Here is a 16,969-nt window from a genome sequence, read left to right on the forward strand (position 1 = left end):
CGTCAGTGTGCGACGCCCGCGGCGCCGTGTTCGTCGACCAGCGCGCCGGTGACGAACCGGTCGAGGCTGAACGGTGCGATGAAGTCGTGAGGTTCGCCGGTGGCGAGAGTGTCGGCCAGGCACCACCCGATCCCGGGGGTGGCCTTGAAACCGCCTGTGCCCCAACCGGCGTTGAGGTAGAGGTTCTCATAGGGCGTGCGGCCGACGATGGGCGAGGCATCCGGGCAGACATCCACGATGCCCGCCCAGGTGCGCAGCAGGTGGGCCCGCGCGAACACCGGGAACAGCTCGACGGCGGCAGCCATCTGGCGCTCGATGACGTGGAAGGCGCCGCGCTGGCCGTATCCGTTGTAGGAGTCGATACCGGCACCCATCACGAGTTCGCCCTTGTGGGCCTGGGAGACGTAGACGTGCACCGCGTTCGACATCACGATCGTCGGGTGCACCGGCTCCAGCAGTTCGGAGACCAGGGCCTGCAGCGGGTGGCTCTGCAACGGTGTGCGGATACCGAGCATGTCGGTCAACGTCGACGTGTGCCCGGCCGCGCACAGCGCCACGCGGCCCGCGCCGATGGTGCCCTGGGTGGTACGCACCGCGGTCACGCGGTCGCCGTCGGTGTCGAAACCGATGACCTCGCAGTTCTGGATGATGTCGATCCCGGCCTGATCTGCCCGCCGGGCGAACCCCCAGGCGACGTAGTCGTGTTTGGCGATCCCGGCCCGGGGCTGGTAGGTGGCGCCGAGCACCGGATAGCGAATCTCGCTGCAGATGTTGACGATCGGGCAGAGTTTCTTGACCTCGTCAGGGTCCACCCACTGGGCGTCAATGCCGTTGAGTTTGTTGGCCTCGACGCGCCGCACGCTGTCGCGCACGTCCTGCAGGCTGTGGGCGAGGTTGAGAACGCCGCGCTGGCTGAACAGGATCGGGTAGTCCAGGTCCTCTTCGAGCGTCTCCCAGAGCTTGAGCGCGTGCTCGTAGATGCGGGCGCTCTCGTCCCACAGGTAGTTGGAGCGGATCAGCGTGGTGTTGCGCGCCATGTTGCCGCCGGCCAGCCAGCCGCGTTCGAGCACGGCGACGTTGGTGATGCCGTGATTCTTGGCCAGGTAGTGCGCCGTCGCCAGGCCGTGTCCACCGCCGCCGACGATGACGACGTCGTAGGTCTTCTTCGGTTCGGGTGTCCGCCAGAGGAATTCGGGATGGTCGGGCAGATGTGCCCCGGGAGGGGCGGAATGCGGTGTCACAGTGAAGTCTCCGTCAGCTCGGGGTACAGCGGGAAGCGGCGCGCCAGGACGTCGACGCGGGCGCGCAGTGCATCGAGGTCGGCATCGTCGGCCTCGGGGCGCAGCGCCGCGGCGATGACGTCGGCGACCTCGGTGAAGCCGTCGAGATCGAATCCTCGGGTGGCCAGCGCCGCGGTCCCGATCCGTACGCCGGAACTGATCATCGGCGGTCGTGGATCGAACGGAACGGCGTTGCGGTTCACGGTGATTCCGACGCGGTGCAGCCGGTCCTCGGCCTGCTTTCCGTCCAGTTCGGAGTCACGCAGATCCACCAGCACCAGGTGGACGTCGGTGCCCCCGGACACCACGTTGATACCGGCCGCGCGCGAATCCTCTTGCAATAGGCGCTCGGCGAGGATCGCGGCTCCCGCCAGCGTCCGCTCCTGGCGCTCGCGGAACTCTGGCTGCGCGGCGAGCAGGAACGACACGGCCTTGGCGGCGATGACGTGCTCGAGCGGGCCGCCCTGCTGGCCGGGGAAGACCGCGGAGTTGATCTTCTTGGCCAGCGCTTCGTCGTTGGTCATGATGACTCCGCCGCGGGGGCCGCCCAGCGTCTTGTGCGTGGTCGAGGTGACCACGTGGGCGTGCGGCACGGGGGAGGGGTGCAACCCGGCCGCCACCAGGCCGGCGAAGTGGGCCATGTCGACCATCAGGTACGCGCCGACATCGTCGGCGATGCGCCGAAACTCGGCGAAGTCGAGGTGCCGCGGATAGGCGGACCAGCCCGCGAGGATCAGCTTCGGCCGGCGCTCGTGTGCCAGTCGCTCCACCTCGGCCATGTCGATCCGGTGGTTGTCTTCGGACACCTGATAGGCGGCCACATCGTAGAGCTTGCCGGAGAAGTTCAGCTTCATGCCGTGGGTGAGGTGGCCGCCGTGGGCCAGCGTCAGCCCGAGGATGGTGTCCCCGGGGGTGAGCAGCGCTGCCATGACGGCGGCGTTGGCCTGCGCGCCTGAATGTGGTTGGACGTTGGCGTAGGACGCACCGAACAGGCTCGTGAGCCGGTCGATCGCGAGCTGCTCGATGACGTCGACGTGCTCGCATCCGCCGTAGTAGCGCCGGCCGGGATAGCCCTCGGCGTACTTGTTCGTCAACACCGACCCCTGGGCCTCCATGACGGCCATCGGTGCGAAATTCTCGCTGGCGATCATCTCCAGCGTGTTCTGCTGGCGTGCCAGTTCCGCCGAAATTGCCTGTTGCACTTCGTGATCGAGGGTGGCCAGAGCTTCGCCGAGGATCGGATTGGCGCTGTGGGCCGTGGCCGGGGCAGCGGTGTCGACGGTCATGGTGGCCCTTCTGTGTCGATTGATACGTGACTAATATATCAACTGTCGGATAGATTAGGATCAGTTCGTGTCCACGTCAACAGCGCGCAGAGGAGCGGTCATGACGTCATCGGTGGTGACAGCCGTCGACACCGACACCGGTGCCGAGAGCACGGCCGACCGGGTCTACGAAGCGGTGCGGGAACGACTCGTGATGCTCGACATCAGGCCTGGCGAACCCATCAACGACGACCGGCTGGGTGCCGAGCTCGGAGTTGGGCGCACCCCGGTGCGCGACGCGCTCAAACGGCTCGAGCGGGACCGGTTGGTGGTCGCGTACCCGCGGCGCGGGACGTTCGCGACCGCGGTCGACATGACCGACCTGGCCGACATCTCCGAGATCCGAAACCACTTGGAGCCGTTGGCTGCCGCGCGCGCCGCGCGGGTGGCCACGGCGGAGTCGCGCCGCAGACTGGCCGAGCTCGCCGACGGTATTCGGCAGATCGGCGACTCCGACGATCCGCGGGAGGTGTTGCGCCACGATGTGCGCGTGCACCGGGAGATCTACCGCGCGGCGCAGAATCCCCATCTGGAGGCGGTGCTGGTGAGCCTCGACGCCCACGCCACTCGGATCTGGTGCCTGTTCCTCGATCGGCTCCCCGACGTCGTCACCCACGTGCGCGAACACATCGCCCTGCTGGACGCAATCGTCGCCGGCGACAGTGAGACCGCGTCATCGTTGACGCTGTCGCACGTCACCGGTTTCGAGCAGGCCATCCGCGCGTTGCTGTGACGGTGTCGCGGTAACGTCCGCACAACACTGATATATCATCGGCGCACCAGCGAAAGGGTGTGTCGGTGACGGTTGTCGGAGTGGAGTCGCTCGGCGAGGTCGATCTCAGTGCGATGTCGCTGGCCGATCAGGCGTACCTGATCATCCAGGACAAACTCATCATGTTGGACATCCGGCCCAACGAGGCGATCGTGGAAAGCGAGCTGGCCGCGAGCCTCGGACTGGGCCGCACACCGGTGCGGGAGGCCCTCAAACGCCTCGAAGCCGACCGGCTCGTCATCTCCTTCCCGCGCCGCGGCACGTTCGCCACGGGTGTGGATGTCGCTGACCTGCGCCACATCTCGCAGATCCGGGTCAACCTCGAACCGGTTGCCGCCCGCACCGCCGCCGAGAACGCATCGGCGTCGATGCGCACGCATCTGCTCGAACTCGCCGACCAGACCGACGCGCTGGAGATCGGCACCATCGACCGCCGGGAACTGATGCGCTGGGATCTTCGGGTGCACCGCGCCATCTACAGCGCCGCAGGCAACCCGCACCTGGAAGACGTCCTGATCCGGTACGACAACCTGGCCACCCGGATCTTCTGCCTGTTCCTCGACCGGCTCACGGTGGTCGCCCACCACGTCGGCGAACACACCGCCCTGCTCCGGACCATCGCCGAGGGCGACGGCGACGCGGCAGCTGCGATCGCGCTGGCCCACGTCACCGGTTTCGAAGAAGCGGTCCGGTCCGTCGTATAAGCGTCAGCGGAACACCACGGTGCGGTGACCGTGGAGCAGTACGCGGTTCTCGCAATGCCAGCGCACGGCGCGCGAGAGTGCGAGCGCCTCGGCGTCCTGCCCGACGGTCGCGAGCCGAGCGGGGTTGTACGAGTGGTCGATTCGGATGACTTCCTGCTCGATGATCGGGCCCTCGTCCAGATCCGGGGTCACGTAGTGAGCCGTCGCACCGACCATCTTCACCCCGCGGTCGTAGGCCTGGTGATAAGGCTTGGCGCCCTTGAACCCGGGCAGGAACGAGTGGTGGATGTTGATGGCGCGCCCCCGTAGCGCGGTGCACGCCTCGTCGGAGAGCACCTGCATGTAGCGCGCCAGCACCACGACCTCGGCGTCCATGTCCTCGACCACGCGCATCAGCTGTTCTTCGGCCTCGGGCTTGGTGCTCGGCGTCACCGGGATGTGCACGAACGGCAGACCGGCGGCCTCGGCCATCGGCCGCAGCACCTCGTGATTGGACACCACCGCGACCAGCTCGCCACCGAGAGTCCCTGCGCGCCAACGGAAGATGAGGTCGTTGAGGCAGTGCCCGAGTTTCGACACCATCACCAGCACCCGCGGCGGCCGCGTCCCGTCGATCCGGAACGTCATGTCGAAGCCCGCTGCCACGGAGGCGAACTGGTCGGTCAGAGCGGCCGAATCGACCCCGTCGTCGGGGCAGCAGAACGTGGTGCGCAGGAAGAACGACTGGCTCACGTCGTCGTCGAATTGCTGGTGTTCGGCGATGTCGTAGCGGCGGGAGAACAGGAACGAACTGACGGCGTGCACGATGCCGGGCCGCTGCGGGCAGCTCAGCGTCAACGTGAATGTCTGTGTCATGAGCGGATCTTCGCCATCTCGGGATCGACGAGCGGCTCGGCCACTACGGTGGCCGCCACCCGGCGGTCGAAGTACGCGATCTCCACCGGAGTTCCGACGGTCACCGATGCGGGCAGCCAGGCATACGCGATCGGCGTGCCGACCGTGTGCCCGAACGCCGCACTGGTGATGTAGCCGGCCGGCTCACCGTCGAGCAGCACCGGCTCGGACCCGAGGACCACCGACCGGCCGTCGTCGACGGTCAGGCAGACCAGCCGACGCTCGACGGCGTCGTCGGACGCACCTGCGAGCGCCTCGTATCCGATGTAGCCGTCTTTCTGCGCACGAACGGCGAATCCGAGGCCGGCCTCGTAGGGGTTGTGTTCGGTGGTCATGTCGGTGCCCCAGGAGCGGTACCCCTTCTCCATGCGCAGGCTGTTGAACGCGGCCCGGCCCGCCGCGATCACCCCGTGGCGCTGACCCTGCGCCCACAACGCATCCCACAGGCGCAGACCGTGTTCGGCAGTGGTGTAGAGCTCCCACCCGAGTTCGCCGACGTAGGACAGGCGCATCGCGGTCACCGGCACACCGGCGATGCGAACCTGCTTGCACCGGAAGTACTTGAAGGCCTCGTTGGAGAAGTCGTCGCCGCTGAGTGCCGTCACCAGATCGCGGGCGTGGGGACCCCACACGCCGATGCAGCAGGTGCCGCCGGTGATGTCCCGCACGACCACGCTGTCGTCGGCCTGGCGGAGCACGTAGTCGAGGTCGAGGTTGCCGTTGACGCCGACCTGGAAGGTGTCGGCCGCCAGACGGGCGACTGTGACGTCGCTGCGGACACCGCCCGCGGCGTCGAGCATCAGCGTGTAGGTGACCGAGCCGACCGACTTGTCCATCTTGCCGGTGGTGAGCCGCTCCATCAGCTCCAGGGCGCCGGGTCCGGTGACCTCGAGGCGCTTCAACGGCGTCATGTCGTAGAGGGCGACAGCGGTGCGGGTGCGCCACGCCTCCGCGGCGGCGATCGGCGACCAGAACATACCTGCCCACGGATCACGCTGCGGCGGTTGCCATTCCGCGGGCAGTTCGGAGACGAGGTCGGCGTTGGCCTCGAACCAGTGCGGCCGTTCCCAGCCCGCCGCCTCCAGGAACACCGCCCCGAGTTCCTTCTGTCGTGCGTGGAACGGGCTGACGCGCAGGTCGCGGGGAGATTCTTTGGGCTGCAACGGATGCAGGATGTCGTAGACCTCGACGAAGTTTTGCTGGGAGGTCTCGCTGACGTACTCGGGGTCGAGCTGCACCTCTTCGAAACGATGCACGTCGCAGCCGTTCAGCGCGACCTCGGACCGGCCGTCGACGAGCAGCTGCGCGACGGCGCGCGCGACACCGGCCGAGTGCGTCACCCAGACCGCCTCGGCGATCCAGAATCCTGCGACATCCGGCGATTCACCGACCAGCGGTGCGCCGTCGGGGGTGAACGAGAAGATGCCGTTGAAGCCCGAATCGATGGTCGCCGTCTGCAGGCAGGGCAGCAGGAGCTTGCTCTGCTCCCATGCCGGCGCGAAGTCGTCCTCGGTGAACTCCAGCATGGATGGCATTGCGTCCGAGGTGATCTCACCGTCGGGCAGCTCGCGCAGATCCACCGGCATCGGGCGGTGGGCATAGGACCCGATGCCCAGGCGGTCGACGTGCTCGCGGAAGTACAGGTCCTGATCCTGATGGCGCAGGATCGGGAAGCCGGCCTCGGAGGCCTCGGTGTTCCGCCCGGCCAGCTCGGGGATCTGGTGGGTCTTCACGTACTGGTGAGCCAGGGGGAGCAGCGGCACATCCATGCCGACGAGCGCACCCAGTTCGGGTCCCCAGAACCCGCCGCAGGACACCACGATGTCGGCGGGCACCGTCCCTGTCGTCGTCGCGACGCCGGTGACCTTCCCGCCGCTGTGTTCGATCCCGACCACCTTCGTGGAACCGCGGAACTCGGCGCCGCGGCTCTGCGCGCGCCGGGCGAGGGCGACGACGACCCGGGACGCCTTGGCCAGCCCGTCGGTCTCCACGTACAGCCCGCCGAGGATGCGCGCGGGATCGAGAAGCGGATGCAGCTTCGCGCACTCCTGCGGATCGATCACCCGGGCGCCCACTCCCCAGGCGGTGGCCCAGCCGTGGCGGCGGTGCAGTTCGGCGAGCCGATCCTCGGTGGTCGCGACCTCCAGGCCGCCGACCTGGTTGAAACACCACGCGCCGTCGACGTCGAGCGACAGGAACTTCTCCACCGTGTACGACGCGAACGTCGTCATGGTCTTCGAGGAGTTGGTCTGGAACACCAGGCCCGGCGCGTGCGACGACGACCCGCCGGTCAACGGGACCGGCCCCTGGTCGAGGACCGTCACGCGGTCCCACCCGCGGGCGGTGAGCTCGTCGGCGAGGTTGGTGCCGACGATGCCGGCGCCGATGATTACGACGCGAGGGGATCCCATGTGCGTGGCCACTCCTTGTTAATTGATCAACAACTGATATACCAACCTAAAGTGCCGTCCACCAGTGGTCAACCTGTACGCGCACCCCGACGCGCATTCGAACGCGTAGTAAAAATTGGTCGCGAAAAATCTTGACTGCTGTCAGGTTTTGTCCGTACGTTGTCGGCAGGGCGTGAGCGACGCCACAGTCAGGAGCGACATGCACAGCACACCGCGCACGGCGATCATCGGAGCCGGCATCAGCGGCCTCACCACCGCGAAGAACCTCCAGGACGCCGGCGTCGACTTCGACTGCTTCGAAGCCTCCGACCGGGTCGGCGGGAACTGGGCATTCCGCAACCCGAACGGGCACTCGAGCGCGTACCGCTCGCTGCACATCGACACCTCACGGGACCTGCTGTGCTTCAAGGACTTCCCGATGGACCCGAGCCTGCCGGACTATCCCCACCATTCTCAGATCAAGGATTACCTCGACGACTACACCGACGCCTTCGGTCTGCGGGAGCGGATCAGCTTCGACACCGCGGTCCAGCACGCACACCGCTACCCGGGCGGCGGTTGGCGTATCGACACCAGCGACGGCCGCAGCCGCGACTATGACGCGCTGGTGGTCGCCAACGGCCACCACTGGGACCCGAGATTCCCGGACTTTCCCGGCCATTTCGACGGCGAGACCATCCACTCGCACGCCTACATCGACCCGACCGAGCCCCTGGATCTCAAGGGCAAGCGCATCATCGTCGTCGGTATCGGGAACTCCGCGGCCGACGTCGTCTCCGAACTGTCCCAGAAGTCGTGGCAGAACACGGTGTATCTGTCCACCCGCTCGGGCGCCTGGGTGGTGCCCAAATACATCTTCGGCGTGACCGCGGACAAGATCGCAAGGACGCTGCCGGTCATCCCACTGTCGTGGCAGCGCCGCGTGATGCGGCCGGTTCCCCGGTTGCTCTTCGGCAACCCCGAGCATTACGGACTGCCCACGCCCAATCACCACTTCCTGGAAGCGCATCCGACGCAGTCGGCCGAACTGCTGATGCGTCTGGGCGCGGGCGATGCCATCGCGAAGCCGAACATCGAGCGCCTCGACGGCGACACGGTGCACTTCGTCGACGGATCGTCGGTGGAGGTCGACGTCATCATCTACGCCACCGGGTACAACATCACGTTCCCGTTCTTCGATCCGGACTTCCTCAGCGCCCCGAACAACAAACTGCCGCTGTACAAGCGAATGCTCGACCCCGAACTCGACGACCTGATCTTCGTGGGCTTCGCCCAAGCGCTGCCCACCCTGTTCCCGTTCGTGGAATGCCAGGCCCGCATGGCCGCGGCCTACCTCGGCGGGACCTACCGGCCGCCGTCGACTCGCGAGATGCGCGCGACGATCGCGGCCGACGAGCGCAAGTACATCGGTCATTTCGCGGACCGGCCGCGGCACACACAGCAGGTCGACTACTTCGACTACGAGCGCGACATGCGCAAACGGGAACTGCCGGCGGGCGCCCGCCGGGCGGCGCGGCAGGGGCCCGTCACACTCACCGGCCGCATCCCGCAGACGTCGACGCTTGGTCGCTGAGCGCATGGCCGTCGATTCGGAGGCGCGGTCGTCGGGACGCGGCACGCAGCGACCTCAGCCGCGCGGGGAAGAACGCAGATCCAGGCTGCTGGCCGCGCTCGCACACCGACTCGACGGGCAGTCACTGGCAGAGGTCTCGGTGGCTGACGTCGCGGGCGAAGCCGGGCTAGCGAGGTCGGCGTTCTACTTCTACTTCAGCAGCAAGAACGAGGCCGTCACACATCTGCTGGCCGGCATCTTCGACGCTCAGATCAGCGACGCCGCAGAGGTGTTCGGAGGTGAGGGCGATCCGCGCGAGAACCTCTCGAAGGTCATGTTGCACACCGTCGAGTCCTGGCTCGCGCAGCGCAACAGCTTCCTGGCGATGCTCGACGCCCGCGACGCCGATGCCGACACGCGGGCCATCTGGGAGTCGTGGCTCACCCGCTACGAGGACTTCGTCGCGGCCTACATCGACGAGCACCGTGCGCCCGCCGCCGACGCCGGCTGCGCCTCGCGAGATCTCGCGCATTCGCTGCTCTCGCTGAACGAACGCGTGCTGGAGCGATTCCTGCGCGGCAACGGTCTCGACACCGCCGACGACGTGCATCGCTCGCTCACCCACGTGTGGACCGCCGCCATCTTCGGCGGTGCGCAGTGAGGGCGCTGCGGCTGGTCAACAGGCGCCGAGCGCACGCTTTCTGATGGATTCTGCGCGAATTTCGTCATAAAGCGTGCGTTCGGGGGGAGCCGCCGGTGGCACAGGTGGCGCAGCAGCCCCGGTAGTGTCGCTGCGATGAGCAACGGGAGCTCCGAGTCGGGCGGAGGTGTGCAGTCTGTCGACCGGGCTGTGTCCGTGCTCGAGATCCTGGCCCGCCTCGGCGAGGTCGGCGTCACCGAACTCGCCAACGAGATCGGGGTGCACAAATCTACGGTGTCGCGGCTGCTGTCGGCGCTGGAAGACCACGAGCTGGTCGAGCAGGCACACGACCGCGGTAAATACCGTCTCGGCTTCGGCCTGCTGCGCTTGTCCAATGCGGTGTCGGGTCAGCTCGACGTCACCCAGCAGGGCCGCGAGATCTGTGAACGACTGGCGCTCGAGCTGGGGGAGACCGTCAACATCGCGGTGCTCCGGTCGCACTATGTGGTGAACGTCGATCAGGCCCGCGGTCCGCGGTCGGTCGGCAGCCACAACTGGGTCGGCGAGCTGACCCCACTGCACGCCACCTCCAGCGGCAAGATCCTGCTGGCCCACATGTCGGCAGACGCTCGCCGCGACGTCCTCTCCGAGGCCCGTCTGACCCGGTACACCGACCGCACGGTCACGTCCATGGCCGAGCTCGACCGCCAACTGGCCGCGATCGCGGACGACGGCTACGTGGTGTCGACCGAGGAGCTCGAACACGGTTTGACGGCCGTGGCGGCACCGATCAGGGATCACGCCGGCATCGTCATCGCCGCGTTGAGCGTTTCGGGTCCGGTGTATCGACTCGATGACACTCGCGCCCGCGAGGTGATTCCGGCAGTTGTCGCCGCGGCGGCGTCGGTCTCCGAACGGATGGGCTACCGGGGCTGACGCCTCGGCATCGTTTCCAGCGCGTTTCCCACGGTTAATTTCGCTCGACCGGGTGGTGTATCACTGCGCCGCGTTCTAATATATCACGAGTGTGGCTCTCGTCACACGCGCTCAGGACTGGTCAGGAGTGAAAAGTTGACCGCACAACACGAACATCAGCTCGCCGCTGACGAGCTGAAAGCCAAGCTGCACCACACGTTTCCCGGTCCGGGCGCGCCGATCGCCCCGGGCCACGACGACGAGGTCCCGCTGTGTCAGCGGCCGCCCGTCACCGACAAGGTGGTCTTCGGCGTCACGGCGCTGATCGTCGTCGCGATCCTCGCCTGGGGTCTGCTGTCGCCCACGAAGTTCAGCACCACGATGTCGGCGATCCTGAGCTGGGTGGTCAGCAACATGGGCTGGGTGTTCATCGTCTCGGCCAGTTGTTTCGTGTTGTTCGCCGCCTGGCTGGCGCTGAGTCGCTACGGCCGGATTCCGCTCGGCCAAGACGGTGAGAAGCCCGAGTTCAACACGGTGAGCTGGGTCGCGATGATGTTCAGCGCCGGCATGGGGATCGGGCTGATCTTCTGGGGTGTGACCGAACCGCTGACCCACTTCGTCAACCCGCCGCCCGGGCTGGCCGACTCCAAGGCGGGCACCGCGCTCGCCACGGCACTGTTCCACTGGGGCTTTCACCCGTGGTCGATGTACGCGGTGGTGGGCCTGTCCATCGCCTACGGCAGCTATCGCATGGGGCGTCGCCAGCTGATCAGCGCATCGTTCATCCCGATCTTCGGGCGCAAACGCATCGAAGGGCCGATCGGCAAGACCATCGACATCCTCGCGATCTTCGCGACCATGTTCGGTACCGCGGCCTCCCTCGGCCTCGGTGCGCTCCAGATCGGTTCGGGCATCGAGGTTCTCGGCTGGGTCGGCAAGGCGGGCACGCTTCTGCTGGTGGCCGTGGTCGCGCTGCTCACCCTCGCCTTCGTCGCGTCCGCGGTCTCCGGGGTGTCACGCGGCATCCAGTGGCTGTCGAACATCAACATGGTGCTGGCGCTCATCCTGGCCGTCTTCGTCTTCGTCGTCGGCCCCACGGTGCTGATCCTCAATCTGCTGCCGACGGCGCTGGGGGACTATCTGGCCAACCTCGCGGCCATGTCGGCCCGCTCCGCCGAGGCCGGTGGCGACACCGAGAAGTGGCTGTCGTCGTGGACCATCTTCTACTGGGCGTGGTGGATCAGCTGGACGCCGTTCGTCGGCATGTTCCTGGCGCGGATCAGCCGGGGTCGCACCATTCGGCAGTTCGTCGTCGGCGTGATCCTGATCCCGACCACCGTCAGCCTGCTGTGGTTCGTGATCTTCGGCGGAGCCGGAATCGGGTTGCAGCGAGACGGCAAGGACATCTTCGGCAGCGGCGAGCCCGAGTCCACGCTGTTCGGAATGCTGAGCCACATGCCGCTGGCCGGGCTCTCCTCTCTTCTCGTCATGGCGCTGGTCGCGATCTTCTTCGTCTCCGGTGCCGACGCCGCGTCGATGGTGATGGGCACTCTCTCGCAGAGCGGCTCGGTGTATCCCTCGCGCTGGGTGGTCGCATTCTGGGGGTCTGAGTACCGGGGCGGTCGCGGTGCTGATGCTGTGGGCCGGCGGCAACGATGCGCTCAACGGCTTGCAGACGATGACGATCATCGTGGCCGCGCCGTTCGTGCTCGTGATGATCGGCATGTGCGTGTCGTTGTTCCTCGACGTCACGCGGGATCCGATGATGGCCGATCTGGACAGAACGGCCGTGCCCGACGAGACGCGGATCCCTGGCCCGACCCCGTAGGGCGAGCTGTTGTCGCGCTGGTCGCCGCATCGCTCGCGCGGTGCGGCGACCAGTGCTTTCGTGATCCGCGCAGGGTCAGGAAACTCACAGTGAAACTTGCCGCCGTTCCGCTTGACAACGTTTGTGACGGCCCACACACTGTTGCGTATTACGAATCGCGTTCCTTAATACGCGTCATCTAACCGAAACAGGAAGGCAACACATGATCGACGTCTGCCCGCTTTCCGACTTGCCGCCGGGCGAGTCGGTCCGCGTCGTCGCGGATCCGCCGATTGCCGTGTTCCACACCGAAACCGGCGAGGTGTTCGCCATCGACGACACGTGCTCGCATCAGGATGCCTCACTGGCCGACGGTTGGCTCGAAGGCTGCGAAGTCGAGTGTCCGCTGCACGCGTCGCGGTTCAACCTGCGCACCGGAGCCGTCGACGCGCCTCCCGCCAAACTGCCTGTGCGGACCCACGCCGTCGTCATCGACGACGGCATGATCCGCGTCGAGCTCAGCACCGAGAAGCCCAACCTCCCGCCCGACATCCGCGCGCGTCTGGGGCAGTGATGCAGCACATCGCCGTCATCGGAGCATCACTGGCCGGCCTCTCGGCCGTCAGAGCCCTGCGCGCACAAGGGTTCACGGGTCGCATCACCGTCATCGGCGACGAGACCCGGCGGCCCTACGACCGCCCCCCGCTGTCCAAGGACTTCCTCGCCGGCGTCCTGACCGAGGACGACTTGAGCCTCGAAGACACCGACGACCTGGCCGCCGAGTGGTTGCTCGGCTCCGCCGCCACCGCGCTCGACACCACCGCGAACACCGTCGAACTCGCCGATGGCCGCCGCGTGCACGCCGACGGGTTCGTGATCGCCACCGGATCGCGTGCCCGGCGCTGGCCCGGCTGCGAGACGATGACCGGAGTCCACGTCATCCGCACCATCGACGACGCGATCGCGCTGCGTGCGGAACTGCGACCCGGCGGGCAGATGGTCGTGATCGGCGCCGGCTTCATCGGAGCCGAAGTCGCCTCCACCGCAAGGAAGCTCGGCATGAACGTGACCGTCGTCGAGGCCGCGCCCACACCGCTGCAGGTGCAACTCGGCGCGCGTCTCGGCGCGGTCGTCGCGCAGTCTCACGGCGCACACGGCACCACGCTGATCTGCGGCGTCGGCGTGGCGGGCCTGACCGGGCAGAAGCGCGCGCTCCTTGACTCCGACTGTGTCGACCGGGTCACCGGGGTGGACCTGGCGGACGGCCGCCACCTGCCCGCCGACGTCGTTGTCGTCGGCATCGGCGGAATCCCGAACATCGAATGGCTCCAGGGCAGCGGCCTGGACCTCGGCAACGGCGTCATCTGCGGCCCCAGCGGCCAGACCAACATCCCCAACGTCGTCGCGGTCGGTGACTGCGCGGCCTGGCACGACGCGTCGACCGGCGGCACGCGCCGGGTCGAGCACTGGACGGGCGCCCTCGAGCGGCCCGCGATCGCCGTCGCCGCGCTCCTGTCGGGCGGGCTCGACTGCGGCACCGCCGCCAAGGCGCCGTACTTCTGGTCCGATCAGTACGGCACGCGAATCCAGTTCGCGGGCACCGCGCTTCCCGACGACGAGGTCACCATCGAAGCGGGCAGCTGCGAGAGCGGCAGTTTCCTCGCCACCTACCGGCGCGCAGGGCGATTGGTCGCCGTGCTCGGCGTCGACCAACCCAAGCTGTTCACCCGGTGGCGCCGCCAACTCGCGGCAGCTCCGGTTGTCGTCTGATACTTGCACTCTCGCCCCATTTTCAGGAGTCTCATGACCACGTTCGAAGCGGCCCCACAACTGCCCGAGAGCCTCATCTCCACGCTGGCCGGCCACTACTACACCGACCCCGAGGTCTTCGCGCTCGAGCAGCAGAAGATCTTCGAGGCCATGTGGTTCTGCGCGGTGCGTTCGTCCGATCTGGGCAAGCCCGGCGACTTCAAGACAGTCCAGGTGGGCCGCGAGAGCGTCCTGGTGACCAGATCGCGCACGGGAGCGGTCAACGCGTTCTTCAACATCTGCCGCCACCGGGGCGCCCAGCTGTGCACCGAGGACAGTGGCGAGGTGCGGCGTGCCTTCCAATGTCCTTATCACGCATGGACATACGACCTCGATGGCAAGCTCATCGCCGCCCCGAACCTGACGAAGATGCCCGACATCGACAGGGTCGAGTACGGGTTGCGCAAGATCGCCGTGCGCGAATGGCTGGGATACGTGTGGGTGTGTCTGGCCGACGAGCCACCGTCCTTCGAGGACACGGTGATGCAGGAGATCGTCGATCGGCTCGGCGATCTCGAATCGATCGATCGCTACGGCACCGCCGAGCTGAGTGTGGGGCGCCGCATCGTCTACGACGTCAAGGCCAACTGGAAGTTGATCGTCGAGAACTTCATGGAGTGCTATCACTGCGCCACCATCCACCCCGAGCTGACCGAGGTACTTCCCGAGTTCGCCGATGGTTACGCAGCCCAGTACTACGTCGGGCACGGCGCCGAATTCGGCCAGGACGTCCAAGGTTTCACGATCGACGGCTCCGAAGGTCTGGATCACATCCCCGGCGTCGCGCCCGAGCAGGACCGGCGCTACTACGCGATCACGGTGCGCCCGCAGGTGTTCGTGAACCTGGTGCCCGACCACGTGATCGTGCACCGGATGTTCCCGCTGGCCGCCGACCGCACCGTGGTCGAGTGCGACTGGCTCTACCTGCCGGACGTCGTCGAGTCCGGCCGCGACGTCAGCCATTCGGTGGAACTGTTCCATCGCGTCAACAGCCAGGACTTCGAAGCAGCCGAGCGATGCCAGCCGGCGATGAATTCTCGGGTGTACCGCAACGGCGGCGTCCTGGTACCCAGCGAGCACCACATCGGAGCGTTCCACGACTGGCTGCGCGGCATGCTCGCGGTGTGAGTCGTCAGTCGAGACGTTCGGACCTGTTCTCCAGCAACTGGATTCGGTGGGCATTGCCGGGAAGGTCGATGTAGCGCCTGCCGTAGACCGCCAACAGTGCGTCGTCGAGGCGCCGCACCGCACCCGGGGGGAAGCGGTAGTCCATCGCGGCGTTGACAGCGTCGGTGTCGACTTCGGCCAGTGCGGCGTCGACCTCGTCGATCGAGTCGATGCCCAGATCGAGGAGCAGGCCGGCCATCCACCCGTAGTGGTCGGTGCGTGACCAGCCGGCGTCGGGGAAACGGTTCGCCAGATACGTGGCCAGCACCGGCGTCGAGATACCCGCCTCACCGGCGCTCTGCGGCCGCTCGGCCGGCGTGGTCGAGCGCAGCCGCTCCCGGATCGCCGAGAACTCGCGGTCGGCGAGCTCGAGCAGACCCGCGGCGAGGGTGAATCGCCGATCCAGGTCGGGGGCGTCCTCCTCCGGTATCGAGCCCTTGTAGCGGACGTCGTGCTCGAACTCCGCCCACGCGTGCTGCAGGATCGTGCGCACCTGCACCGATGCCGGCTGCTGCTCACCCTCGGTGGCCAGCAGCAGATGCCGGCTGGCGTACCCCCACCGGCCCTCGCTGGCGGTCTCCACCCCCATGTCGCGATCGTCGAGCAGCTGCATCTCCTGGCCCAGCAGGCGAGCGACCGCCGCGACGTCGTCGCGCAGATAGGTGATCACCCGCAGACCGATCTGATCGGTGATCTCCGAGAGCGGATCGGCGTACAGCCGGCGCCCGTCGACGTGGCGGTCGGCCTTGGCGGCGAACGACGCCACCGACTTGGTGCGGGCCGTCACGCTCAGATAGTCGATGCCCGCGTCGTCCAGCAGCGCCGTCACCATCCCCAGGTAGCGCGCGGTGGACGCCTTCAACTGCGGGCGCCGCTGCGTGTAGGTCGCGATGGCGTCGTGCACCACCCCGGGAGTCGGCTCGGGTGGGGCCGGGGTCAGGTCCGACGGCAGAGCCGGCGTCACGATGCACCCGGTCTCGGCGTCGCCGTAGAAGGTCAACCCCTCGGGGCGGCGGGCGGCGTACAGGGCGACGTATGCGCAGACGACGGCGTCGACCGGATCTTCCACACGGCGCAATTCGCTCTTGCGTTCGGCACGTTCGGCGGTCTCCCGCAACCGCGCCCAGTCGGGGGAATCCGTCACCCGCAGCGAGGGCTCCGCGGTAGCAAGCCCCTCGACGAGATCCATCAGCCGCAGCAGCTCGGCCTGCAGCTGTGCCACCGAACGGCCCTGCTTGGCCTTGTATTTCAATGTGCGGCCGAGCCGGAACAACGCGACCGTGGCCGCATGCGGATACACCTCGAGCGCGCGCCGCGGTCCCCGGGAGTGCGGATCGATGTCCAGGCCGAGTGCCTCGGCCAGCCGGCCGGCCCTGGTCCCGTCCGCGAACTCCGGCTTACCGGTGTTCGACGGATGCGCGCCGGCCTGGAATTTCGCGAAATCGGCGTTGAGCGCCCGTTCGGCGGGCCGCTGGCCCGTTGGATTGGTCACGACGATCGGCGCGTCGAACCCCACCACGCACTCGCCCTCCGCGTAGGGCGCCACCAGCGCCCTGATGCTCGCGTCGTCGGTGGCCGCCGACACGGCCACCAGCCGCCCGGCGTCGTCGACGACGGCGACCCCGGTGGGTTTGCGCTGGCCCCACGCCAGGTCCAGACCGACGAAATACATGGCCCCTACTGTGCCCGATAG

13 protein-coding genes and 1 pseudogene are annotated in these 16,969 nt (G+C 67.4%); 9 read left to right on the forward strand and 5 right to left on the reverse strand.

Annotation, left to right across the window (positions count from 1 at the left end):
- Window positions 1–2: 2 nt before the first annotated feature.
- Both PGN37_RS19200 and glyA read right to left on the reverse strand, forming a co-directional pair.
- Complete coding sequence (locus tag PGN37_RS19200; protein WP_335332589.1) at window positions 3–1,241, reverse strand: sarcosine oxidase subunit beta family protein; 1,239 nt, start codon at window positions 1,239–1,241, stop codon at window positions 3–5.
- Window positions 1,238–2,566, reverse strand: coding sequence for a serine hydroxymethyltransferase (gene glyA / locus PGN37_RS19205; RefSeq protein ID WP_335332590.1), 1,329 nt, complete (start codon window positions 2,564–2,566; stop codon window positions 1,238–1,240). Before glyA ends, PGN37_RS19200 begins: the two co-directional genes overlap by 4 nt.
- Before the next feature lie 100 nt (window positions 2,567–2,666).
- Here glyA and PGN37_RS19210 point away from each other — a divergent pair, with 100 nt between their 5' ends.
- Complete coding sequence (locus tag PGN37_RS19210; protein WP_335332591.1) at window positions 2,667–3,338, forward strand: GntR family transcriptional regulator; 672 nt, start codon at window positions 2,667–2,669, stop codon at window positions 3,336–3,338.
- Between the two features lie 113 nt (window positions 3,339–3,451).
- Window positions 3,452–4,081, forward strand: a complete 630-nt coding sequence (locus tag PGN37_RS19215; RefSeq protein ID WP_442932965.1) for a GntR family transcriptional regulator — start codon at window positions 3,452–3,454, stop codon at window positions 4,079–4,081.
- 3 nt (window positions 4,082–4,084) lie between these two features.
- Here the strand turns inward: PGN37_RS19215 and purU are convergent, their stop codons facing one another.
- Complete coding sequence (gene purU, locus PGN37_RS19220; RefSeq protein ID WP_335332593.1) at window positions 4,085–4,936, reverse strand: formyltetrahydrofolate deformylase; 852 nt, start codon at window positions 4,934–4,936, stop codon at window positions 4,085–4,087.
- Window positions 4,933–7,386 carry a GcvT family protein gene (locus PGN37_RS19225; RefSeq protein WP_335332594.1) on the reverse strand — a complete coding sequence of 818 codons (2,454 nt, stop codon included), beginning with the start codon at window positions 7,384–7,386 and terminating at the stop codon, window positions 4,933–4,935. The genes purU and PGN37_RS19225 overlap by 4 nt, the downstream gene beginning before the upstream one ends.
- Window positions 7,387–7,585: 199 nt before the next feature.
- Between PGN37_RS19225 and PGN37_RS19230 the strand changes: the two genes are divergently transcribed.
- The 7 genes and pseudogenes from PGN37_RS19230 (at window position 7,586) to PGN37_RS19260 (ending at window position 15,237) form a co-directional block, all read left to right on the forward strand.
- Window positions 7,586–8,959 (forward strand): flavin-containing monooxygenase, encoded by a 1,374-nt coding sequence (locus tag PGN37_RS19230; protein WP_335332595.1) that lies wholly within the window; start codon window positions 7,586–7,588, stop codon window positions 8,957–8,959.
- 4 nt (window positions 8,960–8,963) lie between these two features.
- Window positions 8,964–9,599 carry a TetR/AcrR family transcriptional regulator gene (locus PGN37_RS19235; RefSeq protein WP_335332596.1) on the forward strand — a complete coding sequence of 212 codons (636 nt, stop codon included), beginning with the start codon at window positions 8,964–8,966 and terminating at the stop codon, window positions 9,597–9,599.
- 135 nt (window positions 9,600–9,734) lie between these two features.
- Window positions 9,735–10,514 (forward strand): IclR family transcriptional regulator, encoded by a 780-nt coding sequence (locus PGN37_RS19240; protein ID WP_335332597.1) that lies wholly within the window; start codon window positions 9,735–9,737, stop codon window positions 10,512–10,514.
- A 249-nt stretch (window positions 10,515–10,763) separates the two neighbouring features.
- A pseudogene (locus PGN37_RS19245) lies at window positions 10,764–12,385 on the forward strand (BCCT family transporter).
- 138 nt (window positions 12,386–12,523) lie between these two features.
- Entirely contained in the window at window positions 12,524–12,874 is a 351-nt protein-coding gene (locus PGN37_RS19250; protein WP_335332598.1) for a bifunctional 3-phenylpropionate/cinnamic acid dioxygenase ferredoxin subunit, read from the forward strand.
- Window positions 12,874–14,070: an NAD(P)/FAD-dependent oxidoreductase gene (locus tag PGN37_RS19255; RefSeq protein WP_335332599.1), complete on the forward strand. Its 1,197-nt coding sequence runs from the start codon at window positions 12,874–12,876 to the stop codon at window positions 14,068–14,070. Before PGN37_RS19250 ends, PGN37_RS19255 begins: the two co-directional genes overlap by 1 nt.
- A gap of 33 nt (window positions 14,071–14,103) precedes the next feature.
- Window positions 14,104–15,237, forward strand: coding sequence for an aromatic ring-hydroxylating oxygenase subunit alpha (locus PGN37_RS19260; protein WP_335332600.1), 1,134 nt, complete (start codon window positions 14,104–14,106; stop codon window positions 15,235–15,237).
- Window positions 15,238–15,241: 4 nt separating this feature from the next.
- On the opposite strand, the gene relZ is transcribed toward PGN37_RS19260, so the two are convergent.
- A complete protein-coding gene (gene relZ, locus PGN37_RS19265; RefSeq protein WP_335332601.1) occupies window positions 15,242–16,948 on the reverse strand; it encodes a bifunctional ribonuclease/(p)ppGpp synthase in 1,707 nt (568 codons plus the stop codon).
- Window positions 16,949–16,969 lie beyond the last annotated feature (21 nt).

Source organism: Mycobacterium kyogaense (assembly GCF_036946525.1).
GTDB classification, from domain to species: domain Bacteria; phylum Actinomycetota; class Actinomycetes; order Mycobacteriales; family Mycobacteriaceae; genus Mycobacterium; species Mycobacterium kyogaense_A.